Here is a 21,764-nt window from a genome sequence, read left to right as displayed (position 1 = left end):
GATTCACCAGTTGTGCAAAGCTTGGCACCAGAGCCTTTCGCCACTCGCAGACCGGGAGACAACGATGAGTACCGACGATTGGAACGCAGGCATCATTTCGGAGTTTCGGGAAAACGAGGGCAAGGTAGGTGGCCCCTTCGAAGGTGCACCCATGGTGTTGGTCCATCACACAGGACGTAAATCCGGGCGCGATTTCGTCAGTCCCATGATGTATCTGGCAGACGAGCGGGATCCTAAGACCATCTACGTTTTTGCATCCAAGGCCGGCGCCCCGACCAACCCCGACTGGTACTACAACCTCGTTGCCACCGACCAGGCAGAGGTCGAGGTCGGCACCGAAACATACCCGGTCTCCGTCAGCGAAGTAACCGGCGAGAAACGTGACCGCATCTACGACGAGCAGGCCAGTCGATACCCGGGATTTGCCGAATATGCGGAGAAGACAGCTGGGATCCGCACAATTCCGGTGGTGGCACTGACTCGCGCGTAATTCCTGACAGCGCCTCCCTGCCGTTTCCATCCAGAAACGGCAGGGATCGTCACCAAGGAATCATGACACTGAAGAATCATGACACTGACGACGCTTTGACCTCAGCCTTCGAATGCCGTGCGAGCAGCACGTATCCGACCCAGGATCCGACAACCACCGTCGCCGCGAGCGCCTGTACCAGGCCTTCGATACTCACCGGATAGAACACGCCGGTGATGTAGTGCGAGATGAATCCGGTGGACGGCAACTCCGCGATTCCGGCCATCCGGCGGGCCCAGTTCTCGAGATTGGTCAGCGGGCAGTCGTATCCGACCGCTATCGAACCGGCTCCCCAGACCACCGCAGCAAGATGGATTGCGATGGTACGACGCCACTTCCACGCGACAAATCCACCCAGCACCACATAGAGAACAAATCCGAAGTGAACGAACACCGTCACTACTTCGATGAGCCGATACACCATCGTCGTCTCCGCTCGTGGCGCGGAAGTCCCGCAACAACCAGACTATTCCGATGTTAGTCCCCGCAGCGACGATCTACCCGGTGTATGCAGCCGTCGTGCGAGCAGCGGCGGCTGCAGCCGCATCCGGGTCGTCGCCCGATACGATCGCAGCTTCGGCCCACAGTTCACTGCTTCCCGCGATGAACGCCTTGGCCTCGTCGCTCGCCGACCACTCGGGTGTCTCGAGTGGGGTCGCGATCCCCAGTTCCACATGTGTAGCCAGCCCGAGCAGTCCCATGTCCCACCCGATGCCGACGGCACCTGGACCGTACTCGGCCCACCGATCAGGCTCCACGTCCGCAGCGTGTTCGAAGTCGAACAGCGTTGCACCACTGCCTTTTTGGGCGAGATTCACAGCCACATAGCTCACATCGCCGTCATATTCCCAGGTGATGCGAAGAGCCCGAGGAGCATCGCACGCCAAAATCTCGCCGCCGGCGTTGCCCTCGAGCTGATAGTGGCCTCCGATCATGGCTTCTCCCGCGACCGGCATGAACCATTGGGGAATGCGGTCGAACTCGGTTATCGCCGCCCAGACCGTGCCTATGGGTGCCGCGAGAGTCCGCGACATGCGCAGCGTGCGTGTTTTCCCCTCGTCACCGCCGAACGGACTCAGCTCTCGCGCTACCATCTGCAACGAATCAACGGCTCTGTCGACCACAATTCTCCTCGGTTCGGGAAACTTCAGGTCAATCGCTGCTGTAGACGTACCGATACTTCTTCTCCAGCGAGGCTCTTGCCAATCGCCTTGCAGAGCGCCACGCGGAGCGGAAGCCAATGAGGTCCGTCGCCGGAGGGCATCAGCGTCGCCTCGAAGGGATGCTCGCCGTCGAGGATCCCGACCACCTTGACTGCGCGTCTGGTTCCCAGAAGTTCCGCCGAACCGGGCACGGTGAGAAACGTCGCGAACGCCCCGTCTTTCTCGATAGGAGCGGTGAAGGTGTAATCGAGCGGTTGTGGAGTCTTGTCAGCGGCCATGTCGCGTCACTGCTGAGCGGCGAGTAGGACGTCGGTGTCGAAACACGTGTGAGTGCCGGTGTGGCACGCCGCGCCCTCCTGGTCGACGATCAGCAAGACCGAATCGCCGTCGCAGTCGAGTCGCACTTCGTGGACGTACTGGGTGTGCCCCGACGTCTCACCCTTGACCCAGTACTGCTGCCGCGAGCGCGAATAGTACGTCCCCTTACGGGTTTCCAGTGTTCGCGCGAGCGCTTCGTCATCCATCCACGCGACCATCAGCACATCACCGGTCGACTTCTCCTGCGCAACCGCGCTGAACAGTCCGGCGTCGTTACGCTTCAGCTTCGCTGCGATTGCGGGATCAAGACTCATATGACGTTTATACCTTCCACCTGTGACTTCCGTGGAATTCCCCTGCGTGGCCGCCCTAGAATGGGAGTTACGTCGCCGTCGCTGCGGAAGAGGATCCGACATGAACCATCAGCATCATGACGGTCCACACCCGGAGTACACCTGCCACCTCGTGAACCCGAGTACCGATCGCGTCCCTACCCGCCACATAGTTCTCGGCATCGGCACAGGCCTGACCAGCAAGAATGTCGTCAGCTACGGATTGATGCTTGCCGCCAAGGAAGATTCGGCCCTCCACGTCGTTCACTGCATCACTTCCGAGGACTTGCCTGTCGAAATCGACTCACCACAATTCGACACGCGTCTGCACGACGAGATGGTGTCGCAACGCGAGCAGACGACCTCGGCGCTCGCCTCACACACCGATACGTGGACGTACGACTGCACCTACGGCGACCCGGCCGGTGTCATTCTCGCGACTGCCGACAAGTACGACGCCTTCACCATCGTGATCGGATCACCGCGAAAAGGTGCTGCCTCCGCGGTGAGCAAACTGATGCACAGTTCGGTCACGTCCCGACTGAAGCGGCAGAACCGTTATCCCGTGATATCGGTTCCGATCGGAGTCGGTTCGACACGTTAGCCGAACACGGGACAAGCGCGCCTAGATGATCGAATAGTCTTCGAGCGGAAAGCGTTTCGCTTCGACAAACGCGTTGCGCGTAGAGGTGGGCCGCAGGATCGCAGCCTCGCCGTGCTGATTGAAGTAGTAGCTCCGCGCAGTCTGGCAACTACCGCCGTAAAAGACGGAGTCCGCGAGGTTCTCCGTCATCCGGTCCAGGAACTTGGCGTTGGCGGTTTCGGTGACCTCGAAGGTGTCCGCGCCGCGCCGTTTCACCTCGCCGAACAGTCGATCCATGTGCTGCATCTGCGATTCGATCGTCGTGAAGTAGGACAAACCGCTGTACGAGTACGGACTGGCGAGCGTGAGGAAATTGGGAAAGTAAGGAACCGCAACTCCCTCGTAAGCCTGGAAACGGTTGTCGCGCCACCACTTGCCGAGGTTGCGGCCCTCACGGCCGATAACCTCGATGGCCGGAAAGTTCACGTCCCAGAGGTTGAAGCCGGTTGCCAGCACCAAGGTGTCGATCTCGGTCTTGCGTCCGTCAGCGGTGACGATGCCGTCGGCGGCGATATGGTCGATCGGCGTAGTTTCAAGGTGCACGTTCTCCTTGGTGAACGTACGGAAATAGCTGTTGGAGAACGTGGGTCGCTTGCACCCGAAGTCGTAGTCCGGTGTGAGTTGCTTGCGAAGGCCGGCATCGCGGACCTGCGACCGCAGAAACGCTCGCGATGCGGCTGCAGCGCCTTTGTTCAACAGTTTGACCTGCTTGTAGTGCAGGACCGCACTGACCATGATCATTTCGAGTATCGACGAACTGACAGCGCGAGCGATTCGCTGGGTGAGCGGAATGCGCGAGAACAGCCTCTGCACCGCGCTCGGAATGGGGACGTCGATCTTGGGAACTACCCAGATCGGTGTGCGTTGGTAGACGGTCAACTCTGCGGCCTGCCGCGCCACCTCGGGGATCAACTGCACGGCAGTGGCACCGGTTCCGATGATTGCGGTCTTGGTGCCCGACAAATCGTAGGAATCGTCCCAGGCGGTGGTGTGGATGATCTTGCCCGCAAATTCGTCGATGCCGGAGATGTCCGGGCGATGTGGCTGCGAGAGGAAGCCCGTCGCGGTCAGGAGGTATTTTGCGGTGATATCCGGAGATCCCTCGACGGATACGACCCAGTGCGAGGAATCCTCGTCCCAGCGGGCTCCGTTGACCACAGCACCGAACGTCATGTGCCTACGCAGGTCGTACTTGTCCGCGACATGATCGGCGTACTTCTTCAGTTCGGCACCAGGTGCGAAGAGCCTGGACCAGTTCGGATTGGGTTCGAACGAGTACGAGTACGTGACCGACGCGATGTCGACGGCCAAACCGGGATAGCGATTGACGTGCCAGGTCCCACCCAGATCGTCCTCACGCTCGAGGATCGCCAGGTTGTCCAGGCCCATCCGCTTGAGTTGAATGGCCGCACCCATTCCACCGAAGCCCGCCCCCACCACTACTGCGTCGTACTGCACTGCCATCGGAGAATCCCTCTCGTGAACTGCACACCATGAACCCGCGCATCTGTGAACCACGCACCCGTGAACTGCACATCAGAAACTGACATGTCATTCCGTTATTGAGAACGGTATCATTCCTGACGTGACGAAGGCCATGACCAGAGCAGAACGAAAAAAGGCGGAACTGCGCCGCGAGATCATCGACGCATCATTCGAGTGCTTCGCGAAACGCGGCTACCACGCGACCGGAATTGCCGATATCGCAACAACTCTCGGAATCGGTCACGGCACGTTCTACCGATACTTCGAGAACAAGCGCGACATCATCGACCACGTCATCGACGATCTGATCGCAAAAATAATCAGCGCACTCGCCGTCGAGAATGCCCCTGACGCAGCAAACACGTTGGACGAGTACCGCGCGCAGGTCGGTCGCATCGCCGAAGCACTCCCCCGCATCTTCTTCGACGACCCGCGTATTCCGCGGGTTCTCCTCTTCGAGACGACCGGCGTCGACGCCGATCTCACAGGCAGGATGCTCGATCTTCTCGATCAGTCGGCATCGTTGACCGCGGCGTATCTGCATCACGGAGTCGAATGCGGCTATCTACGCGCCGACCTCGACGTCGACAACACCGCGCAGGCCGTCAACGGCATGATGCTGGCAAGTGCAATTCAAGGATTGCGAGCCGATTCGTCCGTCGACTGCGCAGCACTGAACCAGGCCATCAGTCGCCTCATGTTCGACGGAATCCGCGCCGAGAACGCCTAGCGAACGACGATTCCCTCGGCGCGCATCGCATCCTTGACCTGCGGGATGCTCAAATCGCCGAAGTGGAAGACACTCGCTGCCAGAACTGCATCCGCGCCCGCTTCCACGGCAGGAGCGAAGTGTTCGACCAGGCCGGCACCGCCACTGGCGATCACCGGTACGTGGACCGCCGCCCGGACAGCACGGATCATCAGAAGGTCGAAGCCGGCCTTGGTGCCGTCGGCATCCATCGAGTTGAGCAGGATCTCCCCCACTCCCAACTCCGCGCCACGCTCGGCCCACTCGACCGCGTCGATACCCGTCCCGCGCTTGCCTCCGTGAGTGGTGACCTCCCACCCTGACGGTGTGTCCGGCTGCCCCTGTGGAACGGTGCGGGCGTCGACCGAGAGGACGATGCACTGCGAGCCGAAACGCTCACTCAGTTCCTTGAGTAGCTCCGGGCGCGCGATTGCCGCGGTGTTGACGCTGACCTTGTCGGCACCGGCACGCAGCAGACGATCGACGTCCGCCACCGTGCGCACTCCACCGCCGACAGTCAGAGGAATGAAAACCTGCTCGGCAGTACGACTTACGACGTCGAGCATCGTGCCACGATCCGACGTGGACGCGGTGACGTCCAGGAAGGTCAGTTCGTCAGCACCCTGAGCGTCGTACGCCGCCGCGAGTTCCACGGGATCTCCGGCGTCGCGAAGATTCTCGAAATTGACACCCTTGACCACTCGTCCGGCGTCGACGTCGAGGCACGGAATCACGCGAACTGCGAGGGTCATGACTGTGGTCCTCCTGAGGACGAAGCGCGCGGATCACCGAGCGCGTTGAGGATATCGAGAATCTCACCGTGGATGCCCGGGGCGGCGGCGAGCACCGACTCCGATTCTACGGTCCACGGGTTGCCGGCCAGATCGGTGACCACCCCGCCCGCTCCGCGAACGAGCGCGACACCGGCTGCGTTGTCCCACGCATTGCGGCCGTAGACGATCGCACCGCCCAGGATGCCCGCAGCGGTAAACGCCAGGTCGACTCCGGTGGAGCCGTGTATCCGGATCCGTGAGGACACCTTGCTGATCTCGGCGAGGAGGTCGAGCCGGAAACTGCCGGGGATCCGGCCGCGACTGTTGACGTTGAGCGCGCCCAAGCCGACGATCGACGACGCCAGATCGGTTGGCTCCAGCGGAGGTACGGCGATTCCGTTGACCAGCAACGGACCGCCGGCACGAGTCGCGTACGTGTGACCGATCAATGGCAGCCAGGTCAATCCGAGCACCGGGACACCGTCGTCGAGAAGCGCCAACAACGTTCCGGCAGTAGGCAATCCGGCCGAATAGTTGAAAGTTCCGTCGACGGGGTCGAGAACCCAGACAAGTCCCGAACCGACGTCGGGGCCACCGAATTCCTCGCCGTGCACCTCGATGCCGGTCTGCTCGAACAACTCCGCGGTCAACCGCTTCTCGAGCGCGAGATCGACCTCGGTGGCAAAATCGCCCCAACCCTTGCGGACCGCGCTCGGGGCACCGACACCGGAGACGAACTGATCGTGGACGCCGTCGAGAAGCCGACTCGCAATCGCGAGAAGTTCGTCGAGGTCACGCGTCGGAGTCATCTGGAAAATCTATCCGGAAACTGCTGCCAGTGCTTCGGGGAGTGTGAAGCGTCCGGCATAGAGCGCCTTGCCCACGATCGCGCCTTCGACACCCTGATCCACCAGGCTGGAAATGGCGAGCAGATCCTCGATGGTCGACACACCACCAGAGGCCACGACGTGCGCGTCGGTGACTGCGCAGACCTGACTGAGAAGTTCGAGGTTGGGACCGGTGAGGGTGCCGTCTTTGGAGACGTCGGTGACGACGTAACGGGTGCAGCCGTCGCGATCCAGACGCGCGAGGGTCTCCCACAGATCGCCGCCGTCGGTGACCCAGCCGCGACCACGGGTGCGGTACTGGCCGTCGACGAGACGAACGTCGAGGCCGACGGCGATCTTGTCGCCGTACTTGGCCAATGCACGCGCACACCACTCGGGATCTTCGATAGCTGCGGTACCGAGATTCACGCGAGCACAGCCGGTGGCCAGTGCGGCTTCCAGTGAAGCGTCGTCGCGGATTCCTCCCGAGAGTTCCACCTTGACCGTCAGGTCACCGATGACGCCGGCCAGCAGTTCGCTGTTGGACCCACGCCCGAAAGCGGCGTCGAGGTCGACCAGATGCACCCATTCGGCGCCGTCGTTCTGCCACGCAAGAGCAGCATCGCGGGGCGACCCGTAACCGGTCTCACTTCCCGCCTCTCCTTGCACGAGGCGAACAGCTTCACCGTTGACGACATCTACAGCAGGCAAAAGGACCAGGCTCACGTGCGGTAACCCTAGTAGGTCAGGACCTCGAACCGTCTTCCGGGTCACCGAACGCTTTTCGGGTCATCCGCTTGGATACGACGCCCATTGCCGCGATCGCAGCGACGACCCCCACGAGACCGATCGCGAGACCGACACCCGGAGAGGGTTCGAGCACGACGATGACGACGGTGGCGACCGCCAACGCAGCAACAGCGGCGCCGAGCGAGAACAACGCCAGACGAGCGAGGGAAAAGTCGTCGCCGCGGTTCGGGCCGGAACTCCCGGTCACAAACTCTGCACCCAGTTGCTCAGCAACTCGGCGCCTGCGTCGCCGGATTTCTCGGGGTGGAACTGCGTCGCGGACAACGCTCCGTTCTCCACGGCAGCGAGGAACTTTCCGCCGTGATCTGCCCACGTCAGCTTCGGAGGTGCGATGTGCTCGGACGGCGCGAGTTCCCAGCTCTGCACACCGTAGGAGTGGACGAAGTAGAAGCGGGTGTCGGCGTCGATGCCTTTGAACAAGGTGCTGGACTCCGGAGCCTCCACGGTGTTCCAGCCCATGTGCGGGAGAACTTCAGCTTGCAGCCTCTCGACGGTGCCAGGCCATTCGCCGCAGCCCTCCGCCTCGACACCGAATTCGACTCCCCGATCGAACAGAATCTGCATGCCGACGCAGATGCCCAGCACGGGCCGGCCACCGGCCAAGCGTCTGCCGATGATGCGGTCACCCTGGACTGCGCGCAGACCTTCCATGCAGGCCGCGAACGCGCCGACACCGGGTACCACGAGACCGTCTGCCGCCAGTGCAACCTTCATATCGTTGGTCACCTCCACCTGCGCCCCGGTGCGCGCCAGTGCGCGAGTAGCGGAATGCAGGTTGCCGGAGCCGTAATCGAGTACAGCAATCGTGGAAGCGCTCATGCCCCAACTCTATCGGCAACCCTGCTGCCGATCACTTTGCCGCCTGCGGCCAGTGCCGGGAGTAGAGCGACAACGACCGCGGAGACCGCGAACACCCACGCATAGCCGGCAGTCGTGGCCACGAATCCCAGAGCCAGTGCACCGATCCCGGTGCCGGCGTCATAGCCGATGTTCCAGATCGCGCTCGCGGATCCGAGTTGCCTCGGGCCGGCAGCCTGGAAAGCCATGACCAAGGACTCGTTCTGCACTGCACCGAACCCGAGCCCGAAAAGGACCGCCGCGCAGAACAAGACCAGTGTCGAACCGCCGTCGACGTTGACAGCGAAGAGCACCAATCCGATGGTCGACGACGCCAGCGCCGGCGCGAGAGTTCGGCCACTGCCGACACGATCGGCGATCAGCCCCGCCGAGAATCGACCGACCAACATCGACCCACTGGCAGTCGCCAACACCACACCTGCAACAGCCGCGCGCTTCGAAATGGCGATCGGCAGCAACGACGACAATCCGCCGAACGACGCGGACACGCACGCCAGAGCGAGCACCGGAACCAGGACGGCGAACACACTCAACCGGGCGGATTCCCCGGTCGGCTGGGCGAAAATCTTCGGCAACCCGGCAATGGCCACCAGCGCGAGCGCCGGGATCAGCGCACCGAGGACGAACACCGGTGTCGCCGACCACCGTTCCATGATCGCAAGCCCCAGCGGAAGCCCCGCCATTTGTGACGCAGCGATCGCAATTCCCTGAGCGCCGGTGGCACGGCCCAGAATTCGCTTGGGCGCCAACTCCGCCACCAGTGCGCTGCCGGCCACCGTCAGCATGCCGAAACCGATACCTCGCACCGCGGAAACCGCCAGGACAGGGCCGGCGTCGGCCGAGCTCAACAGCACCAACGACGGTGGACCGAGGAGCAGACATCCGACCGCCAACACGCGCCGGTAGCCCTGCGTCCGCAACAGCCGAGGCACGAGCAGTTGCGTCACGACCGTGGCCGCCATGAAGACACCGGTCACCGACCCGGCAAGCGCATCCGATCCGCCGGATTGCGCAACCAGCAACGGCACCACCGGCAACAGCAACGACCAGCCGCCGAAAGCTGCTGCTGCCATGATCAGGACACCGACCATGCCCGGAGTACGAAGCAACCCCGACCCCGCCTCTTTCCCCGTCACAGACGCCGTAACTTTTCGCGTCACAGACGCAGTAACCTTTCGCGTCACAGACGCAGTGCGCCCGCTACCGCCGCCAGAACCGCCAACGCCAGAAGGATTCCCGACGCCAGCTTGTTGACCTTGAACATCGAGTAAGCGCCGCCGACGGCAATTCCCGCACCGATGAACAGCAGATAGGTGAAGAGGACGCTCACAGTGTTCCCTTCGTCGACGGCACGCCGCTCACGCGCGGATCCGGCTCGACCGCCTCACGCAAAGCACGCGCAACGGCCTTGTACTCGGCCTCGGTGATGTGGTGCTGATCGCGGCCGTACAGAACCCGAACGTGCAGTGCGATACGTGCATTCAATGCGATCGACTCGAACACGTGGCGGTTGATCACCGCGTGATACGGAACGCCCGGGTACCCGCCGATAACGGAATGCACCATGTAGTCGGGCTCACCGGTGTGCACGCAGTACGGGCGACCGGAGACGTCGACCGACGCGTGCGCCAACGTTTCGTCCATCGGTATGAAAGCGTCGCCGAAACGGCGGATGCCCTTCTTGTCGCCGAGTGCCTGGCCGAGTGCCTGGCCGAAAACGATCGCGGTGTCCTCGACGGTGTGGTGAGCGTCGATCTCGACGTCACCCTTCGCCTTGACATCGAGATCGAAGCTGGCGTGGGTACCCAAGGCGTTGAGCATGTGGTCGAAGAACGGAACGCCGGTGGAGACGTCGACGATGCCGGTCCCGTCCAGATTCAGTTCGACGACGATGCTTGATTCCCGAGTTGTTCGTTCGATCCGCGCGATGCGATCGCTCATGCCGTCTCTCCTGAATTCGTGTCGACCAGCTGGGTGCCTGCGATTTCGTCACTGGCCTTGATGAACGCGTCGTTCTCGGCTTCGAGTCCCACTGTGGCCCGCAGGTATCCGGGGATGCCGATGTCGCGGATGAGAACCCCGCGATCGAGGTATTCCTTCCACGCCTGTGCACTGTCGGCGAACTGACCGAACAAGATGAAGTTCGCGTCACTGGGAATCACTCGGAAACCGTTGTCCGCCAGTGCCTTCGACACCCGATCACGCTCGGCAGACAAGGCATGGACACTGCCGAGGGTCTCGTCGGCGTGACGCAGTGCGGCACGTGCCGCAGCTTGCGTGACCACCGAGAGGTGATACGGCAAGCGCACCAACAACAGTGCGTCGATGAACGCGGGGGCAGCGGCGAGGTAGCCGAGTCGGCCACCGGCAAACGCGAACGCCTTGCTCATGGTGCGGGTGACAACCAGCTTGGCCGGGAACTCGTCGATCAGCGTCATCGCGCTGGGGGCAGCGGAGAACTCCGCGTACGCCTCGTCGACGATCACGATGCCCGGCGCCACGTCGAGAATGCGTCGCAGTTCCGCAATACCGACGCTGTGTCCGGTCGGGTTGTTGGGGCTGGTCACGAACACGACGTCCGGTCGACGCTCCTCGATCACTGTGACGGCAGCATCCACGTCGAGTGCGAAATCGTCCCGACGGAAGACCTCGACCCACTCGGTATCGGTACCGTCGGCGATGATCGGGTGCATCGAGTACGAGGGCACAAAACCCATCGCGCTGCGCCCCGGACCTGCGAACGCCTGCAACAACTGCTGCAGAATTTCGTTCGATCCGTTTGCCGCCCAGAGATTGTCGACGGTGACCGGCACCCCGGTCTGCTTCGACAGGTACGCAGCCAGATCCGTCCGCAACGCCACAGCGTCACGGTCTGGATAGCGGTGCAGTTCCTTCGCGGCTTCGCGCACGGATTCGGCAACATCGTCGATGAGCGCCTGCGTCGGCGGATGCGGGTTCTCGTTCGTGTTGAGCTGAACCGGAACCGTCAACTGCGGGGCGCCGTACGCCGACTTTCCACGCAGGTTCTCGCGAATCGGAAGGGCGTCGACCGAAATCGATCCTCCGGGAACACTGCTCATCGCAGCGCTACTCATCGCAAGGCCTCGAATCGCAGACGCACAGCCTCGCCGTGAGCGGGCAGGTCCTCCGCATTGGCGAGCGTGATGACGTGTCCGGCAACGTCTTTCAGAGCCGACTCGGAGTAGTCGATCACGTGGATCCCACGCAAGAAGGTCTGCACGCTCAGACCGGAGGAGTGACGTGCACACCCGGCCGTCGGCAGAACATGGTTGGAGCCGGCGCAGTAGTCGCCGAGGCTGACCGGCGCCCATGGGCCGACGAACACGGCACCAGCGCTGGTGACCTGAGCTGCGACACCGGTTGCGTCCTCGGTCTGAATCTCGAGGTGCTCGGCCGCATAAGCGTTGACGACGCGCAGACCAGCGGAAACATCGGAGACCAGCACGGTGCCCGACTGGCTGCCGGTCAGCGCCGTGGTGACGCGCTCGCGGTGCTTGGTGATCTCGAGCTGCGCGGCCAGAGCCGCATCGACGGCGTCGGCCAATTCGACGCTGGTCGTGACGAGGACGCTGGCGGCCATCACGTCGTGCTCGGCCTGACTGATGAGGTCGGCGGCAACGTGAACCGGGTCAGCGGTGTGGTCGGCGAGGATCGCGATCTCGGTGGGACCGGCCTCCGCATCGATGCCAACCAGTCCGCGGCACAGACGCTTGGCCGCAGTGACGTAGATGTTGCCGGGGCCGGTGATGAGGTCGACCGGTACAAGTTCGGTTCCGTCGGTGTCGGTTCCGCCGTACGTCAGCAAGGCAACGCCCTGTCCGCCGCCGACGGCCCACACCTCGTCGACACCGAGCATGGCTGCGGCGGCAAGGATCGTGGGGTGCGGCAATCCGCCGAACTCGGCTTGCGGAGGCGAGGCGACTACGAGCGATCCGACGCCGGCCGTCTGAGCCGGCACGACGTTCATGACAACACTCGACGGGTACACAGCGTTGCCACCGGGGACGTACAGCCCGACGCGCTCGACGGGAACCCAACGCTCGGTGACCGTGCCACCCGGGACCACCTCGGTGACGGTGTCCTTGCGACGCTGATCGGCGTGCACCTTGCGGGTGCGCTCGATCGCAACCTCGAGGGCTTCCTTGACGGCCGGGTCGAGTTCACGAAGTGCGCGCTCGAGCTCCGCCGCTGGAACCCGGACCGAGGACGGACGAACGCCGTCGAACTTCTCGCCGAACTCGAGCGCGGCTTCGGCCCCACGATCACGAACGGCTTCGACCATCGGGCGAACCTGATGCAGCACCGCGTCCACATCCACTCCACCTCGGGGAAGCGCGGCGCGAAGTTCGGCCGTGGATGGGGTACGACCACGCAGGTCGGTGCGGGCAAGCATGAGAGTTCCTCTCGTACGCAAACGGGGTGCCTGTGCAAGCGGCAGCAAACCGGTCCGGCATTTCGGGCCCGATCAACGGGTCCGAAACACGGAACTGACGTCAATTATCCAGGATAGGCGCACCCAATTTTTCACCGGTCCACCAGCGACGCTCACTGCAGGTCCGGCGCTCGCCGCCGGGCAAGTTCGATCAGCTCGTCCCTTCGGTCGGTCGCCACCGAGATTTCGCGGCCGTCGTGGAGACGAAAGCGGACCCCGTCGCCGGGTGAGGCGAGAATTACCCGCATACCTGGGCCGGTCATCCGATAGCCGATTCCGGAGCCCATCCCGATATGGACCGCAGTTGCCGACACAACCTCGTCCCACCGAAAAACCTGACGCAATCCCGGAGACAGTGCGATTGTCACTCGTTCGGCGTCTGTGGTGATGATCACGCACACCTTCCACATGTACGCGGCCAACCCGAAGGAAAGGATCGCGGACAACACGGCGCCGACGTAGCCCGCCGGGTCGCGTTCCACGATCGCCGCGAACCCACAGACAATCACCATGACAATTCCGAGGACGACGCACAATGCAGCCGTCGATCGCCGCAGTAGTGGGCTCAGCGGAATGGACTCGTGAACCTCGTGCACCGCACCCCCGCCTCGATCGCCGACAACCCCGGGCAGTGGAACGGCACCGGGAACACGACCATCCCATTACTCGCGCTTTTATAACAAACACGTCACGCACAGCTAGGGTCCAAAGTCGTGACAGACAGTGACGTGGCCACGACCGCACCTCCGGCCTTGCCGACCCCTCAGCGATCCAGCGGACCGAACCGAGCACGGATCGTTGCGATTGTCGCATCGATCCTCGGCATCATTTTGTGCGGATCAGTGCCGTTCCTGCCGATCGAGCAGGATACCGCCACCGTCAACTGGCCGCAGGCCGGATCGACGACAAGCGTCGAAGCACCATTGGTCTCGTACACGCCGCTTCGTATGGAGGCATCCATTCCGTGCGCGTCGATCAACGAGTTGACCGCCGGCGGCGGAACACTCGTCTCGACTGCTCCCCCAGGTGCCGCAGACGCCCGGCGATACGGATTCGTCGCGACGGTCTCCCCCGAGTCCGCCGACGCCCCCGCTCGGGTCGAGGCGGTCCTGCGCGATCAAGTGTTGCTCTCGGCACCCGTCGCTGATCTGCAGACTGGCTGCGCGCTCACGCTCGTCGCCGAGCCGACTCGAACCACCTTCAGCGCCACTGGTTCCGAACCGCGCGTCATCGAGGGCGACAGCCGGCCACAGGTGGTCGGTGTCTTCAGCGACCTCGATTCGGCGGCAGCCGGTTTGAACGTCTCGATCGAGGCGGACTCTCGCTTCACGTCGAGCCCGTCGGTGATCAAGACCCTCGCCATGATTCTCGGGGCACTCACGGCGGTCGTGTCCCTCTTCGCGCTGCACCGCCTCGACAACCGCGACGGCCGGGGAACACGCAAATTTCTGCCCGCTCGATGGTGGAAGTTCACCGTCCTCGACGGTGTCGTCGTCGGAACTCTGGTGCTCTGGCACTTCATCGGCGCTACCACCACCGATGACGGCTACCAGTTCACGATGGCCAGGGCCTCGGAGCAATCGGGCTATATGTCCAACTACTTCCGGTGGTTCGCGGTTCCCGAAACCCCGTTCGGAACGCCGTACTACAACATTCTCGGACTCCTGGCACACGTCAGCACCGCAAGCCCGTGGGTCCGCCTGCCCGCTCTGTTGGCGGGCATCATCACCTGGCTCGTCATCAGCCGAGAGGTTGCGCCTCGGCTGGGCGCCGCCATTCGCGGAAATCGACTCGCCCTCTGGACCGGCGCGCTCGTCTTCCTCGCATTCTGGCTTCCGTTCAACAACGGACTGCGCCCCGAACCGATCGTTGCTCTCGGTGTCCTGCTGACGTGGTGCTCGATCGAACGCGCGGTCGCGACGAGACGACTTCTACCGGTCGCAATCGCGATATTGATCGCCGGATTCACCTTGACTGCCGGCCCTTCCGGACTCATCTGTTTCGCCGCTCTCATCGCCGGAATACGCCCGATCATGCGCATCATCATCGAACGTGCCCGCACCACCGGTTACGTCGCGGCTGTCGGGCCACTGCTGGCTGCCGGACTGTCGATCCTCATCCCCGCGTTCGGTGATCAGAGTCTGGCCGCCGTCATCGAGATGCAGCGTGTCCACTCGATCTCACCGAATCAACCCTGGTTCGACGAGTATCTCCGCTATCAGTACCTCTTCAACATCTCCGTCGACGGTTCCCTGACCCGCAGGTTCGGTGTGTTCGTCATGGTTCTGTGCCTTGGCGTCTGCACCGCGATGATGCTGCGCAAGGGGGGCCGGATCCCCGGTTTGGCCGCCGGTCCGTCACGCCGCGTCGTGGGGCTGACGATCGGCGCGCTGCCACTGCTGATGTTCTCGCCGACCAAGTGGACGCACCACTTCGGGATCTTTGCCGGGCTCACTGCAGTTCTGGCGATGATGACGGCCGTCGCCGTGGGAACGAAACTCCTGCGCTCGCCGCGCAATCGGGCCCTCTTCGCGGCAGCCGTCCTGTTCCTCCTGGCGGTCGCATTCACCGGCAGCAACAGCTATTACTACGTGTCCAGTTACAGCGTTCCGTGGTGGGACAAGCCGGTGTCGATCAGCGGACTCGGCGCGAGCACCGTCCTCCTCGGGCTGACCGTGCTGATGCTCGGCGTCGCTGCGTGGTACTTCTTCCGTGAGCCGTACACCGCCGGAAAGGAACTGTCCGCGAGGCACGCTCGACTGCTTGCCATCTCGCCGCTGACCATCGCCGCGGGCGCGATGGTCCTCTTCGAGGTGCTGTCCATGGCCAAGGGCGCGATCACCCAGTACCCGGCATATTCGGTGGGCCGCGCGAACGTCGACGCCGTTCTCGGCCAACATTGCGGACTCGCCAACGACGTCCTGATCGAGACCGATCCGAACTCGTCGATGCTGACCCCTCTCTCCGGCAACGTGGCCACAGCTCTCTCCGCCGGTGGGGCGACGGGATTCGATCCCAATGGCGTGGCCTCCGACCTTCGAGCCGACAAGGAGGCCACCGCTACCGGTGGCGCGAACACCGTCGACACGGCCGAGGACACCGCCGGCAACTCGGCCGGAACCGGCGGTGGCGCCGGACAGACCGGCGTCAACGGCAGTTCGGTCGCGTTGCCGTTCGGCCTCGACCCGGCGACGACACCCGTCATGGGTAGCTACGGTCAGCCCTCCCCGGGCACTCTGACCAGTGACTGGTACCAACTCCCCGACGTGGGTGAGAACGCCACACGCGGAGACATCATCTCGATTGCCACGGCGGGTCGTGTTCGATCCGTCGACAAGGACGGGATCGTCACCTACGGCCAGAACGTCGAGGTCGAGTACGGCACAGCGCGCGGGGTCGACGATGCCGAAACAGACGCTGTGGAAACACTCGGAAAGATCGCACCCCTCGACATCGGGCCGGCACCGTCATGGCGGAACCTGAGAGTGCCGCTGGACCAGATTCCCGTCGAAGCCAACAGCATTCGACTTGTGGTCAGCGACTACGACAGCAAGGCCGACCAATGGGTGGCCGTTACGCCGCCACGGGTTCCGAAGACCCAGAAGCTCAACGACGTCGTCGGTTCGCAGGCGCCCGTCATGCTGGATTGGGCTGTCGGACTGGCATTCCCGTGCCAACGCCCCTTCGACCATCGGGTCGGAATTGCCGAGGTCCCCGAGTACCGGATCCTTCCCGACCATTCCGGCGCACTCGTGACCAGCGCATGGCAGGACCACTACGGCGGCGGACCGTTGGGGTGGATCGACCTGCTTCTGAGCGCTCAGACCATTCCGTCGTATCTCGACAACGACTGGGCTCGCGACTGGGGGTCGATCGAGAAGTACACACCGATCGATCCGAGTGCCGTGCCTGCCCAGGTCGACGAAGCGACCGTTCAGCGCTCCGGGACGTGGAACCCCGGATCGATGACCATGGTTTTCTGAGCGGCAGGTGACTGAGTGACGCGGTCCAGTGGCAGGCGGATCGGACGAAACGCCTGCGACTGGACACTTGTATGACTTAGTCTCCCAGGCATGGGAGCCCTGTCACGGTCTATTGCGCCTGCGCTGATGGCACTGACGTGTCTGTTCGGGGCGCTGGCCCTTCCCGCTCGCGCCTCGGCGGAGGCACCGGATGACTTCCTCTGGGGTGTTGCCACCTCCGGATTCCAATCGGAAGGTTCGTCACCGGACAGCAACTGGTCTCGATACTCCGATTCCGGACGAACCCACGACAAGATCGGTGACTCGGTCGACTTTCGCCATCGCTACGCCGAGGACATCGACCGGGCGGCCGATCTGGGATCGAAGGTTTTCCGATTCGGCGTCGAGTGGGCGCGAGTTCAGCCCGCCGCCGGGAGCTGGAACGAGACCGAATTCGCGTACTACGACGACGTGGTGGCTCACATCCGCGCGCGGGGCATGACTCCGATGATCACGCTCGACCACTGGGTGTATCCGGGATGGGTTGTCGATCAAGGCGGCTGGACAAATCCGAAGACGGAAGCCGATTGGCTGGTCAACGCAGAGAAGGTAGTCGAGCGGTACTCCGGAATCGGGGCGCTGTGGATCACGATCAACGAGCCGACCGTGTACGTTCAGCGTGAATTGACCTACGGCGGAATCGCACTCACCCAGGCGCCGTCGATGTTCGACTCATTGGTCCGAGTCCACCGGGCGATCTACGACCGCATCCATGTTCTCGATCCCGGTGCTCGCGTGAGCAGTAATTTCTCCTTCATTCCCGGCGTGTCCGAGGCGATCGATTCGGTATTCACGGATCGGGTACGCGACAAGCTCGACTTTCTCGGGATCGACTACTACTACGGTGTGGCCCTGAACAATCCGACTGCCGCGTACGCCGCACTCGACGAGTTCTACAACGTCACGCCACAACCCGAAGGCCTGTACGACGCATTGATGCGGTACTCCGGCAAGTATCCAGAACTCCCCCTCTACATCGTCGAGAACGGCATGCCCACTGACAACGGAGCGCCGCGCGCCGACGGATACACACGCTCGAATCACCTACGCGATCACATCTATTGGATGGAACGCGCCCGAGAAGACGGCGCCGACGTGATCGGCTACAACTACTGGTCGATTACCGACAACTACGAATGGGGTTCTTACCGACCTCGATTCGGGCTCTACACGGTCGATGTTCTCGGCGATCCCACTGCGGTTCGAATCCCGACCGACGGCGTCGACACCTACCGCCGAATCATTCACGACAACGGCGTCGGCGCCGACTACGTGCCCGTCATGGCTCCGGCTTTCTGCTCGCTCGTCGATCCTCCCCGCAGCTGTACGGCTACTCGATGAAGGCCGTTTTCCGAATTTCCTGCCCTCTCCGTCGTTAGGATGCCTCATGCGAACACTGCGAAATATCGCCGGAACTGCCGCTGCCACCGCTGCCCTGATCCTGCTCGCCGGGGGCGCTGCGACCGCAGCCCCCAACCCGGCTGATTCACCCCGCGAGGCGCAGGCACGTGCCTACATCGACGCCCTGGTCTCCCATGACGTCTCCGATGTCCACTTCGCCCCGGATGCGACGCGCGTCGAAGCCGGAATCAAGACCGGCTTCTCGGGACCACAGATGTCCGCAGACCTCGAAAACGGCATCCAATACCGCGTCATCCAGGGTGTTCGCGACCTCGAGATGTCGGAAGCCGGGGACATCGTCTCGACCACCTACCTGCTGGACGCGGGAATCGGTGGCACGCGCCTGATGACCGTGGAGATTCGTGAAACCTTCGAAGTCCGTGACGGTCTCATCCACGACGTCGTCGCCGACATCATTCCGGTGTCTGTGTCGTGACGCGCGCCCGATAGCTACTGGGCGGTGCACCCGAGACTCGGGTGCACATCGCGGTGAAGGCGGCCGGCGTCGAGTATCCGAGTTCAGACGCAACGGCTGTCACACTGGCACCGGCAGAGAGTTTCGGAAGCGCATGAAGAATGCAGGCGCGCTGCATCCACGACGACGCGCTGATCCCCGTTTCCGAGATCAGCAAGCGGTGCAGTGTTCGTTCACTGATATGGAGTTGCTCGGCCCACCGCGTGGGTGAGTCGTGAATCGACGGACCTGTGAGATACCTCGTGCACAACGCCCGCAATCCCGGGTGCCGCGGCAGCGGGAGTTCCACCGGCAGGGGCGCAAGATCACGAAGTTCGTGCAGGATCAGCTGAAATACCGCGGCGCCGCGCCCGTGGGCGGGGAAGTCGTCCGCCACGTTCAACTCGACGTCCATGTCGACTGCAGCGACCAGGAGCTCACGCAGAAGCGACGACACCGCGACGACTCGACACCTGACCGGGAACCACGGCGCCGCGGACGGTTCGATGTAGAGGCTTCGCGTGCTGACGCCGTCCATCGTCACCGCATGAGCGACACCGGCGGGAATCATGACCGCATTGGACGGCAGAACCGTCCACTCACCGTCTTCGGTTTCGACGTTCATCGCACCGTTCACAGCGAAGAGAAACTGGGCTCGTCGATGTTCGTGGGCGGCCAGCACATGACCGGGCGGGTAGTCGGTTCCGATTGCGAGAACACTGCGAGGTGAGTGATCGACGTCGTTGATCGAGATGTTGCGCACCGGAGGAACCTACCGAGTCCGTGTCTGATTGACAATGGAACGTGGCGAACCTTCGAATGTGCGCCAACGGCGAAATCGCTACCGTTCATCAAGTGCTTCACTACGCCCTCATCCTGCTCGCTTTCGGCGCCTTGACCGGAGTCACCACCGCTCTTTTCGGGTTCGGTGGCGGATTTGTCACCGTCCCAGTCGTTTACGCTGCATCCACGCTTCGGCCGGACGTCGTCGATCCGATGCATGTCGCCGTCGCATCCTCGGCGGCCGTGATGGTGGTCAATTCACTCAGTGCCACAGTCGCATTCAGGAACTCAGGACGGCTTCGGACGGAGTACATCCGGCCTCTGATCGGCCCCGTCGCAGTCGGAGCAGGCCTGGGAGCGGTCGCGGCGGGCCACGTCGACGACGCCGTCATCCGGATTCTGTTCGTGCTCTACCTCGTCGTGACGATCCTGGACAGTCTTCTGCGACAAGGATTTCTGACACCTCACGTACCTCGGGACCATCGAGGCCCGCACGGTCTCCGCACAGCCGGAATCGGAATCGGCGCCGTCGCAAGTTTCCTCGGCGTAGGCGGCAGCGTCATGACGGTTCCGATGATGCGACGCGGCGGAGTTCCGATGGCCGACGCCGCCGCTAGCGCAAACCCGTTGAGCCTGCCTGTCGCTGTCGTCGCGACTGCGGTGTACGCGGCCGCATCAGGGGGCATCACGGCCTCGGATCTGTCGGCGGGCAGAGTCGGCGCCGTCGACCTTCTGGCGGTCTGTGCGTTGCTCGCCGGCTCTCTACCGGCGATTGCGCTGAGCCGACGATTTGTCGGCGTCATCCCGGACCGCGTTCATGCCTGCGCCTATATCGCTCTACTCTGTGTCGTCACGACGGTGATGGTGATTGCTTAGCGCACGGCGTACCGCAGATAGATCACGCCGCCGTCGAATGTCTGCTCCTCGAGCAGTCGCAGGTCGAGCCTTCCTTCAGGGAGAGCGCGCAGTCCGCCCCCGACGCTCACCGGGCAGAGGAAGAGCCTGCATTCGTCGACCAGTCCCGCCGCGAAAGCACATGCTGCAACGGTCGGACCGCCGATCGAGATATCTTGTACCGCTTCACTCTGGAGCGCACGAACGGCGTCGGCGTCGAAGTCTCGGACAATTGTTGTGCGCGCCGTCGACACCTCGGTCAGCGTCGTGGAGTACACGACTTTGTCGATACCGCCCCAGATTTCGGCGAACTCGACAGTCGCCGCCTCGATTCCGGCAAACTCTTCCGGAACCGAAGAACCTCCCGACACCGAAGAGCCGTGAAGGCCCCCGTGTGCCATTGCTTCCCAGGGAATCATGGTCTCGTACATCTTGCGCCCGAGTAGGTACGTGCCGACTCCCCGCTCGAGCTCGTTGACGAACGAATGGACCTGCGCGTCGGGAACCGCCCAGTCGAAGTTCCCCTGCTCATCAGCCACATACCCGTCGATCGAACAGATCGCCGAGTAGATCAGGCTCACCATCGGTCCACGTGCAGCACATTGTCGACCGGTTCGCGGGCGGCTGGTTTGAACGTCTCTCCGGTGAAGTACGCCGTGGGAATCAATGCCGCTTGATGGAATCCGGCCGGAATGCCCAGCAGCTCGGCAACTTCCGCTTCACGCTGCAGGTGCAATGTCGTCCACGCCGTACCGAGTCCACGTGCCCGCGCGGCCAGGGCGTAACTCCACGCGGCGGGAAGGAGCGACCCCCACAACCCTGCCTGATTTCCCTCCGGCAGTGTCTTTCCTGCCTTGATACATGGAATGAGAAGAACCGGTACCTCGCCCATGTGCTCACCGAGCCACGCGACGCTGGTGCCTACGCGCTGTTGGATCGGCGCACGATCGGGATCGTCGGCGAAGAGTTTTGCCGCCGAACCATGAGAAGCGAGGTACTCGTCGGTGACTTCCTTGTAGATCTGCCCGACAGCCGCTCGCAGTGCCGGATCGGTCACCACCATCCATTGCCACCCCTGACGATTCGAACCGGAGGGTGCTTGCAAGGCGATCTGGAGGCACTCCTTCACCAGATCCAACGGCACGGGACGGGTCAGATCCAGACGCTTTCGAACCGTGCGCGTCGTGGTCAGTAATTCGTCGGGTGTCAGGTCGAGTACGGGGTACGGCGTCATCTCCCGATCATTGCACTGCAGCGAGCAGTGAGCAGGA

Annotated in this window: 26 protein-coding genes; 7 read left to right on the top strand and 19 right to left on the bottom strand. The window is 63.0% G+C overall.

Annotated features, from left to right (window positions below):
* Positions 1-64: 64 nt before the first annotated feature.
* Entirely contained in the window at positions 65-490 is a 426-nt protein-coding gene (locus DBV08_RS26975) for a nitroreductase/quinone reductase family protein (protein WP_095969972.1), read from the top strand.
* A 76-nt stretch (positions 491-566) separates the two neighbouring features.
* Here DBV08_RS26975 and DBV08_RS26970 read toward each other — a convergent pair whose 3' ends face one another.
* From DBV08_RS26970 to hisI, 4 genes are all read right to left on the bottom strand, one after another.
* Positions 567-953 carry a DUF2784 domain-containing protein gene (locus DBV08_RS26970; RefSeq protein ID WP_124569417.1) on the bottom strand — a complete coding sequence of 129 codons (387 nt, stop codon included), beginning with the start codon at positions 951-953 and terminating at the stop codon, positions 567-569.
* Positions 954-1,026: 73 nt separating this feature from the next.
* Entirely contained in the window at positions 1,027-1,653 is a 627-nt protein-coding gene (locus DBV08_RS26965; protein ID WP_124569416.1) for an SRPBCC family protein, read from the bottom strand.
* A 23-nt stretch (positions 1,654-1,676) separates the two neighbouring features.
* Positions 1,677-1,970, bottom strand: coding sequence for a DUF1905 domain-containing protein (locus DBV08_RS26960; RefSeq protein ID WP_095969969.1), 294 nt, complete (start codon positions 1,968-1,970; stop codon positions 1,677-1,679).
* Between the two features lie 6 nt (positions 1,971-1,976).
* Entirely contained in the window at positions 1,977-2,324 is a 348-nt protein-coding gene (gene hisI, locus DBV08_RS26955; protein WP_050655350.1) for a phosphoribosyl-AMP cyclohydrolase, read from the bottom strand.
* Between the two features lie 100 nt (positions 2,325-2,424).
* On the opposite strand from hisI, the gene DBV08_RS26950 reads away from it, so the two are divergent.
* A complete protein-coding gene (locus tag DBV08_RS26950; protein ID WP_124569415.1) occupies positions 2,425-2,946 on the top strand; it encodes a universal stress protein in 522 nt (173 codons plus the stop codon).
* Positions 2,947-2,967: 21 nt separating this feature from the next.
* On the opposite strand, the gene DBV08_RS26945 is transcribed toward DBV08_RS26950, so the two are convergent.
* Positions 2,968-4,449 carry an NAD(P)/FAD-dependent oxidoreductase gene (locus tag DBV08_RS26945; protein WP_124569414.1) on the bottom strand — a complete coding sequence of 494 codons (1,482 nt, stop codon included), beginning with the start codon at positions 4,447-4,449 and terminating at the stop codon, positions 2,968-2,970.
* A 133-nt stretch (positions 4,450-4,582) separates the two neighbouring features.
* Here DBV08_RS26945 and DBV08_RS26940 point away from each other — a divergent pair, with 133 nt between their 5' ends.
* The gene (locus DBV08_RS26940) at positions 4,583-5,200 is read left to right on the top strand and encodes a TetR/AcrR family transcriptional regulator (RefSeq protein ID WP_172436537.1); all 618 of its coding nucleotides are present in this window, start codon (positions 4,583-4,585) and stop codon (positions 5,198-5,200) included.
* On the opposite strand, the gene hisF is transcribed toward DBV08_RS26940, so the two are convergent.
* The 11 genes from hisF to DBV08_RS26890 all read right to left on the bottom strand — a co-directional run bounded on the left by hisF (position 5,197) and on the right by DBV08_RS26890 (position 13,535).
* Positions 5,197-5,970, bottom strand: a complete 774-nt coding sequence (gene hisF / locus DBV08_RS26935) for an imidazole glycerol phosphate synthase subunit HisF (protein ID WP_095969965.1) — start codon at positions 5,968-5,970, stop codon at positions 5,197-5,199. The two genes, DBV08_RS26940 and hisF, sit on opposite strands and share 4 nt — an antisense overlap.
* On the bottom strand, positions 5,967-6,800 hold the full coding sequence (locus DBV08_RS26930) for an inositol monophosphatase family protein (protein ID WP_095969964.1): 834 nt from the start codon (positions 6,798-6,800) through the stop codon (positions 5,967-5,969). The genes hisF and DBV08_RS26930 overlap by 4 nt, the downstream gene beginning before the upstream one ends.
* A 9-nt stretch (positions 6,801-6,809) precedes the next feature.
* A complete protein-coding gene (priA, locus tag DBV08_RS26925; protein ID WP_003942371.1) occupies positions 6,810-7,544 on the bottom strand; it encodes a bifunctional 1-(5-phosphoribosyl)-5-((5-phosphoribosylamino)methylideneamino)imidazole-4-carboxamide isomerase/phosphoribosylanthranilate isomerase PriA in 735 nt (244 codons plus the stop codon).
* Between the two features lie 19 nt (positions 7,545-7,563).
* Positions 7,564-7,815, bottom strand: coding sequence for a hypothetical protein (locus tag DBV08_RS26920; protein WP_095969963.1), 252 nt, complete (start codon positions 7,813-7,815; stop codon positions 7,564-7,566).
* Positions 7,812-8,447: an imidazole glycerol phosphate synthase subunit HisH gene (gene hisH, locus DBV08_RS26915; RefSeq protein ID WP_003942389.1), complete on the bottom strand. Its 636-nt coding sequence runs from the start codon at positions 8,445-8,447 to the stop codon at positions 7,812-7,814. The genes DBV08_RS26920 and hisH overlap by 4 nt, the downstream gene beginning before the upstream one ends.
* Complete coding sequence (locus DBV08_RS26910) at positions 8,444-9,577, bottom strand: MFS transporter (RefSeq protein WP_124569451.1); 1,134 nt, start codon at positions 9,575-9,577, stop codon at positions 8,444-8,446. Before DBV08_RS26910 ends, hisH begins: the two co-directional genes overlap by 4 nt.
* Before the next feature lie 89 nt (positions 9,578-9,666).
* Positions 9,667-9,816: a hypothetical protein gene (locus DBV08_RS32440; protein ID WP_007732248.1), complete on the bottom strand. Its 150-nt coding sequence runs from the start codon at positions 9,814-9,816 to the stop codon at positions 9,667-9,669.
* Entirely contained in the window at positions 9,813-10,427 is a 615-nt protein-coding gene (hisB, locus tag DBV08_RS26905) for an imidazoleglycerol-phosphate dehydratase HisB (protein ID WP_003942383.1), read from the bottom strand. The genes DBV08_RS32440 and hisB overlap by 4 nt, the downstream gene beginning before the upstream one ends.
* Positions 10,424-11,566 (bottom strand): histidinol-phosphate transaminase, encoded by a 1,143-nt coding sequence (locus tag DBV08_RS26900; RefSeq protein ID WP_124569450.1) that lies wholly within the window; start codon positions 11,564-11,566, stop codon positions 10,424-10,426. The genes hisB and DBV08_RS26900 overlap by 4 nt, the downstream gene beginning before the upstream one ends.
* Positions 11,567-11,577: 11 nt before the next feature.
* Positions 11,578-12,900 carry a histidinol dehydrogenase gene (hisD, locus tag DBV08_RS26895; protein WP_095969958.1) on the bottom strand — a complete coding sequence of 441 codons (1,323 nt, stop codon included), beginning with the start codon at positions 12,898-12,900 and terminating at the stop codon, positions 11,578-11,580.
* Positions 12,901-13,052: 152 nt separating this feature from the next.
* The gene (locus DBV08_RS26890) at positions 13,053-13,535 is read right to left on the bottom strand and encodes a hypothetical protein (RefSeq protein ID WP_260395774.1); all 483 of its coding nucleotides are present in this window, start codon (positions 13,533-13,535) and stop codon (positions 13,053-13,055) included.
* A 132-nt stretch (positions 13,536-13,667) separates the two neighbouring features.
* Here DBV08_RS26890 and DBV08_RS26885 point away from each other — a divergent pair, with 132 nt between their 5' ends.
* The 3 genes from DBV08_RS26885 to DBV08_RS26875 all read left to right on the top strand — a co-directional run bounded on the left by DBV08_RS26885 (position 13,668) and on the right by DBV08_RS26875 (position 18,798).
* A complete protein-coding gene (locus tag DBV08_RS26885; protein ID WP_124569449.1) occupies positions 13,668-16,922 on the top strand; it encodes an arabinosyltransferase domain-containing protein in 3,255 nt (1,084 codons plus the stop codon).
* Positions 16,923-17,048: 126 nt separating this feature from the next.
* The gene (locus DBV08_RS26880) at positions 17,049-18,302 is read left to right on the top strand and encodes a glycoside hydrolase family 1 protein (RefSeq protein ID WP_124569448.1); all 1,254 of its coding nucleotides are present in this window, start codon (positions 17,049-17,051) and stop codon (positions 18,300-18,302) included.
* 46 nt (positions 18,303-18,348) lie between these two features.
* The gene (locus DBV08_RS26875) at positions 18,349-18,798 is read left to right on the top strand and encodes a hypothetical protein (RefSeq protein ID WP_124569413.1); all 450 of its coding nucleotides are present in this window, start codon (positions 18,349-18,351) and stop codon (positions 18,796-18,798) included.
* Here the strand turns inward: DBV08_RS26875 and DBV08_RS26870 are convergent.
* Entirely contained in the window at positions 18,776-19,579 is an 804-nt protein-coding gene (locus DBV08_RS26870; protein ID WP_124569412.1) for a helix-turn-helix domain-containing protein, read from the bottom strand. The two genes, DBV08_RS26875 and DBV08_RS26870, sit on opposite strands and share 23 nt — an antisense overlap.
* Before the next feature lie 92 nt (positions 19,580-19,671).
* Between DBV08_RS26870 and DBV08_RS26865 the strand changes: the two genes are divergently transcribed.
* Positions 19,672-20,475, top strand: coding sequence for a sulfite exporter TauE/SafE family protein (locus DBV08_RS26865; protein WP_260395773.1), 804 nt, complete (start codon positions 19,672-19,674; stop codon positions 20,473-20,475).
* Here DBV08_RS26865 and DBV08_RS26860 read toward each other — a convergent pair.
* Entirely contained in the window at positions 20,472-21,077 is a 606-nt protein-coding gene (locus DBV08_RS26860; protein ID WP_124569411.1) for a dihydrofolate reductase family protein, read from the bottom strand. The two genes, DBV08_RS26865 and DBV08_RS26860, sit on opposite strands and share 4 nt — an antisense overlap.
* Positions 21,071-21,727: a nitroreductase family protein gene (locus DBV08_RS26855; RefSeq protein WP_124569410.1), complete on the bottom strand. Its 657-nt coding sequence runs from the start codon at positions 21,725-21,727 to the stop codon at positions 21,071-21,073. The genes DBV08_RS26860 and DBV08_RS26855 overlap by 7 nt, the downstream gene beginning before the upstream one ends.
* Between the last annotated feature and the right edge of the window lie 37 nt (positions 21,728-21,764).

The organism is Rhodococcus sp. KBW08 (assembly GCF_003852455.1).
Lineage (GTDB): Bacteria > Actinomycetota > Actinomycetes > Mycobacteriales > Mycobacteriaceae > Rhodococcus_F > Rhodococcus_F baikonurensis.
This window is presented reverse-complemented; position numbering and strand designations above follow the sequence as displayed.

Bases quoted from the DNA above. Each gene is read 5' to 3' on its own strand.
- DBV08_RS26975 (WP_095969972.1), top strand. From the start codon at position 65: ATGAGTACCGACGATTGGAACGCAGGCATCATTTCGGAGTTTCGGGAA.
- DBV08_RS26970 (WP_124569417.1), bottom strand. From the start codon at position 953: ATGGTGTATCGGCTCATCGAAGTAGTGACGGTGTTCGTTCACTTCGGA.
- DBV08_RS26960 (WP_095969969.1), bottom strand. From the start codon at position 1,970: ATGGCCGCTGACAAGACTCCACAACCGCTCGATTACACCTTCACCGCT.
- hisI (WP_050655350.1), bottom strand. From the start codon at position 2,324: ATGAGTCTTGATCCCGCAATCGCAGCGAAGCTGAAGCGTAACGACGCC.
- DBV08_RS26950 (WP_124569415.1), top strand. From the start codon at position 2,425: ATGAACCATCAGCATCATGACGGTCCACACCCGGAGTACACCTGCCAC.
- DBV08_RS26945 (WP_124569414.1), bottom strand. From the start codon at position 4,449: ATGGCAGTGCAGTACGACGCAGTAGTGGTGGGGGCGGGCTTCGGTGGA.
- DBV08_RS26940 (WP_172436537.1), top strand. From the start codon at position 4,583: ATGACCAGAGCAGAACGAAAAAAGGCGGAACTGCGCCGCGAGATCATC.
- hisF (WP_095969965.1), bottom strand. From the start codon at position 5,970: ATGACCCTCGCAGTTCGCGTGATTCCGTGCCTCGACGTCGACGCCGGA.
- DBV08_RS26930 (WP_095969964.1), bottom strand. From the start codon at position 6,800: ATGACTCCGACGCGTGACCTCGACGAACTTCTCGCGATTGCGAGTCGG.
- hisH (WP_003942389.1), bottom strand. From the start codon at position 8,447: ATGAGCGCTTCCACGATTGCTGTACTCGATTACGGCTCCGGCAACCTG.
- DBV08_RS26910 (WP_124569451.1), bottom strand. From the start codon at position 9,577: ATGGTCGGTGTCCTGATCATGGCAGCAGCAGCTTTCGGCGGCTGGTCG.
- hisB (WP_003942383.1), bottom strand. From the start codon at position 10,427: ATGAGCGATCGCATCGCGCGGATCGAACGAACAACTCGGGAATCAAGC.
- DBV08_RS26900 (WP_124569450.1), bottom strand. From the start codon at position 11,566: ATGAGCAGTGTTCCCGGAGGATCGATTTCGGTCGACGCCCTTCCGATT.
- hisD (WP_095969958.1), bottom strand. From the start codon at position 12,900: ATGCTTGCCCGCACCGACCTGCGTGGTCGTACCCCATCCACGGCCGAA.
- DBV08_RS26880 (WP_124569448.1), top strand. From the start codon at position 17,049: ATGGCACTGACGTGTCTGTTCGGGGCGCTGGCCCTTCCCGCTCGCGCC.
- DBV08_RS26875 (WP_124569413.1), top strand. From the start codon at position 18,349: ATGCGAACACTGCGAAATATCGCCGGAACTGCCGCTGCCACCGCTGCC.
- DBV08_RS26860 (WP_124569411.1), bottom strand. From the start codon at position 21,077: ATGGTGAGCCTGATCTACTCGGCGATCTGTTCGATCGACGGGTATGTG.
- DBV08_RS26855 (WP_124569410.1), bottom strand. From the start codon at position 21,727: ATGACGCCGTACCCCGTACTCGACCTGACACCCGACGAATTACTGACC.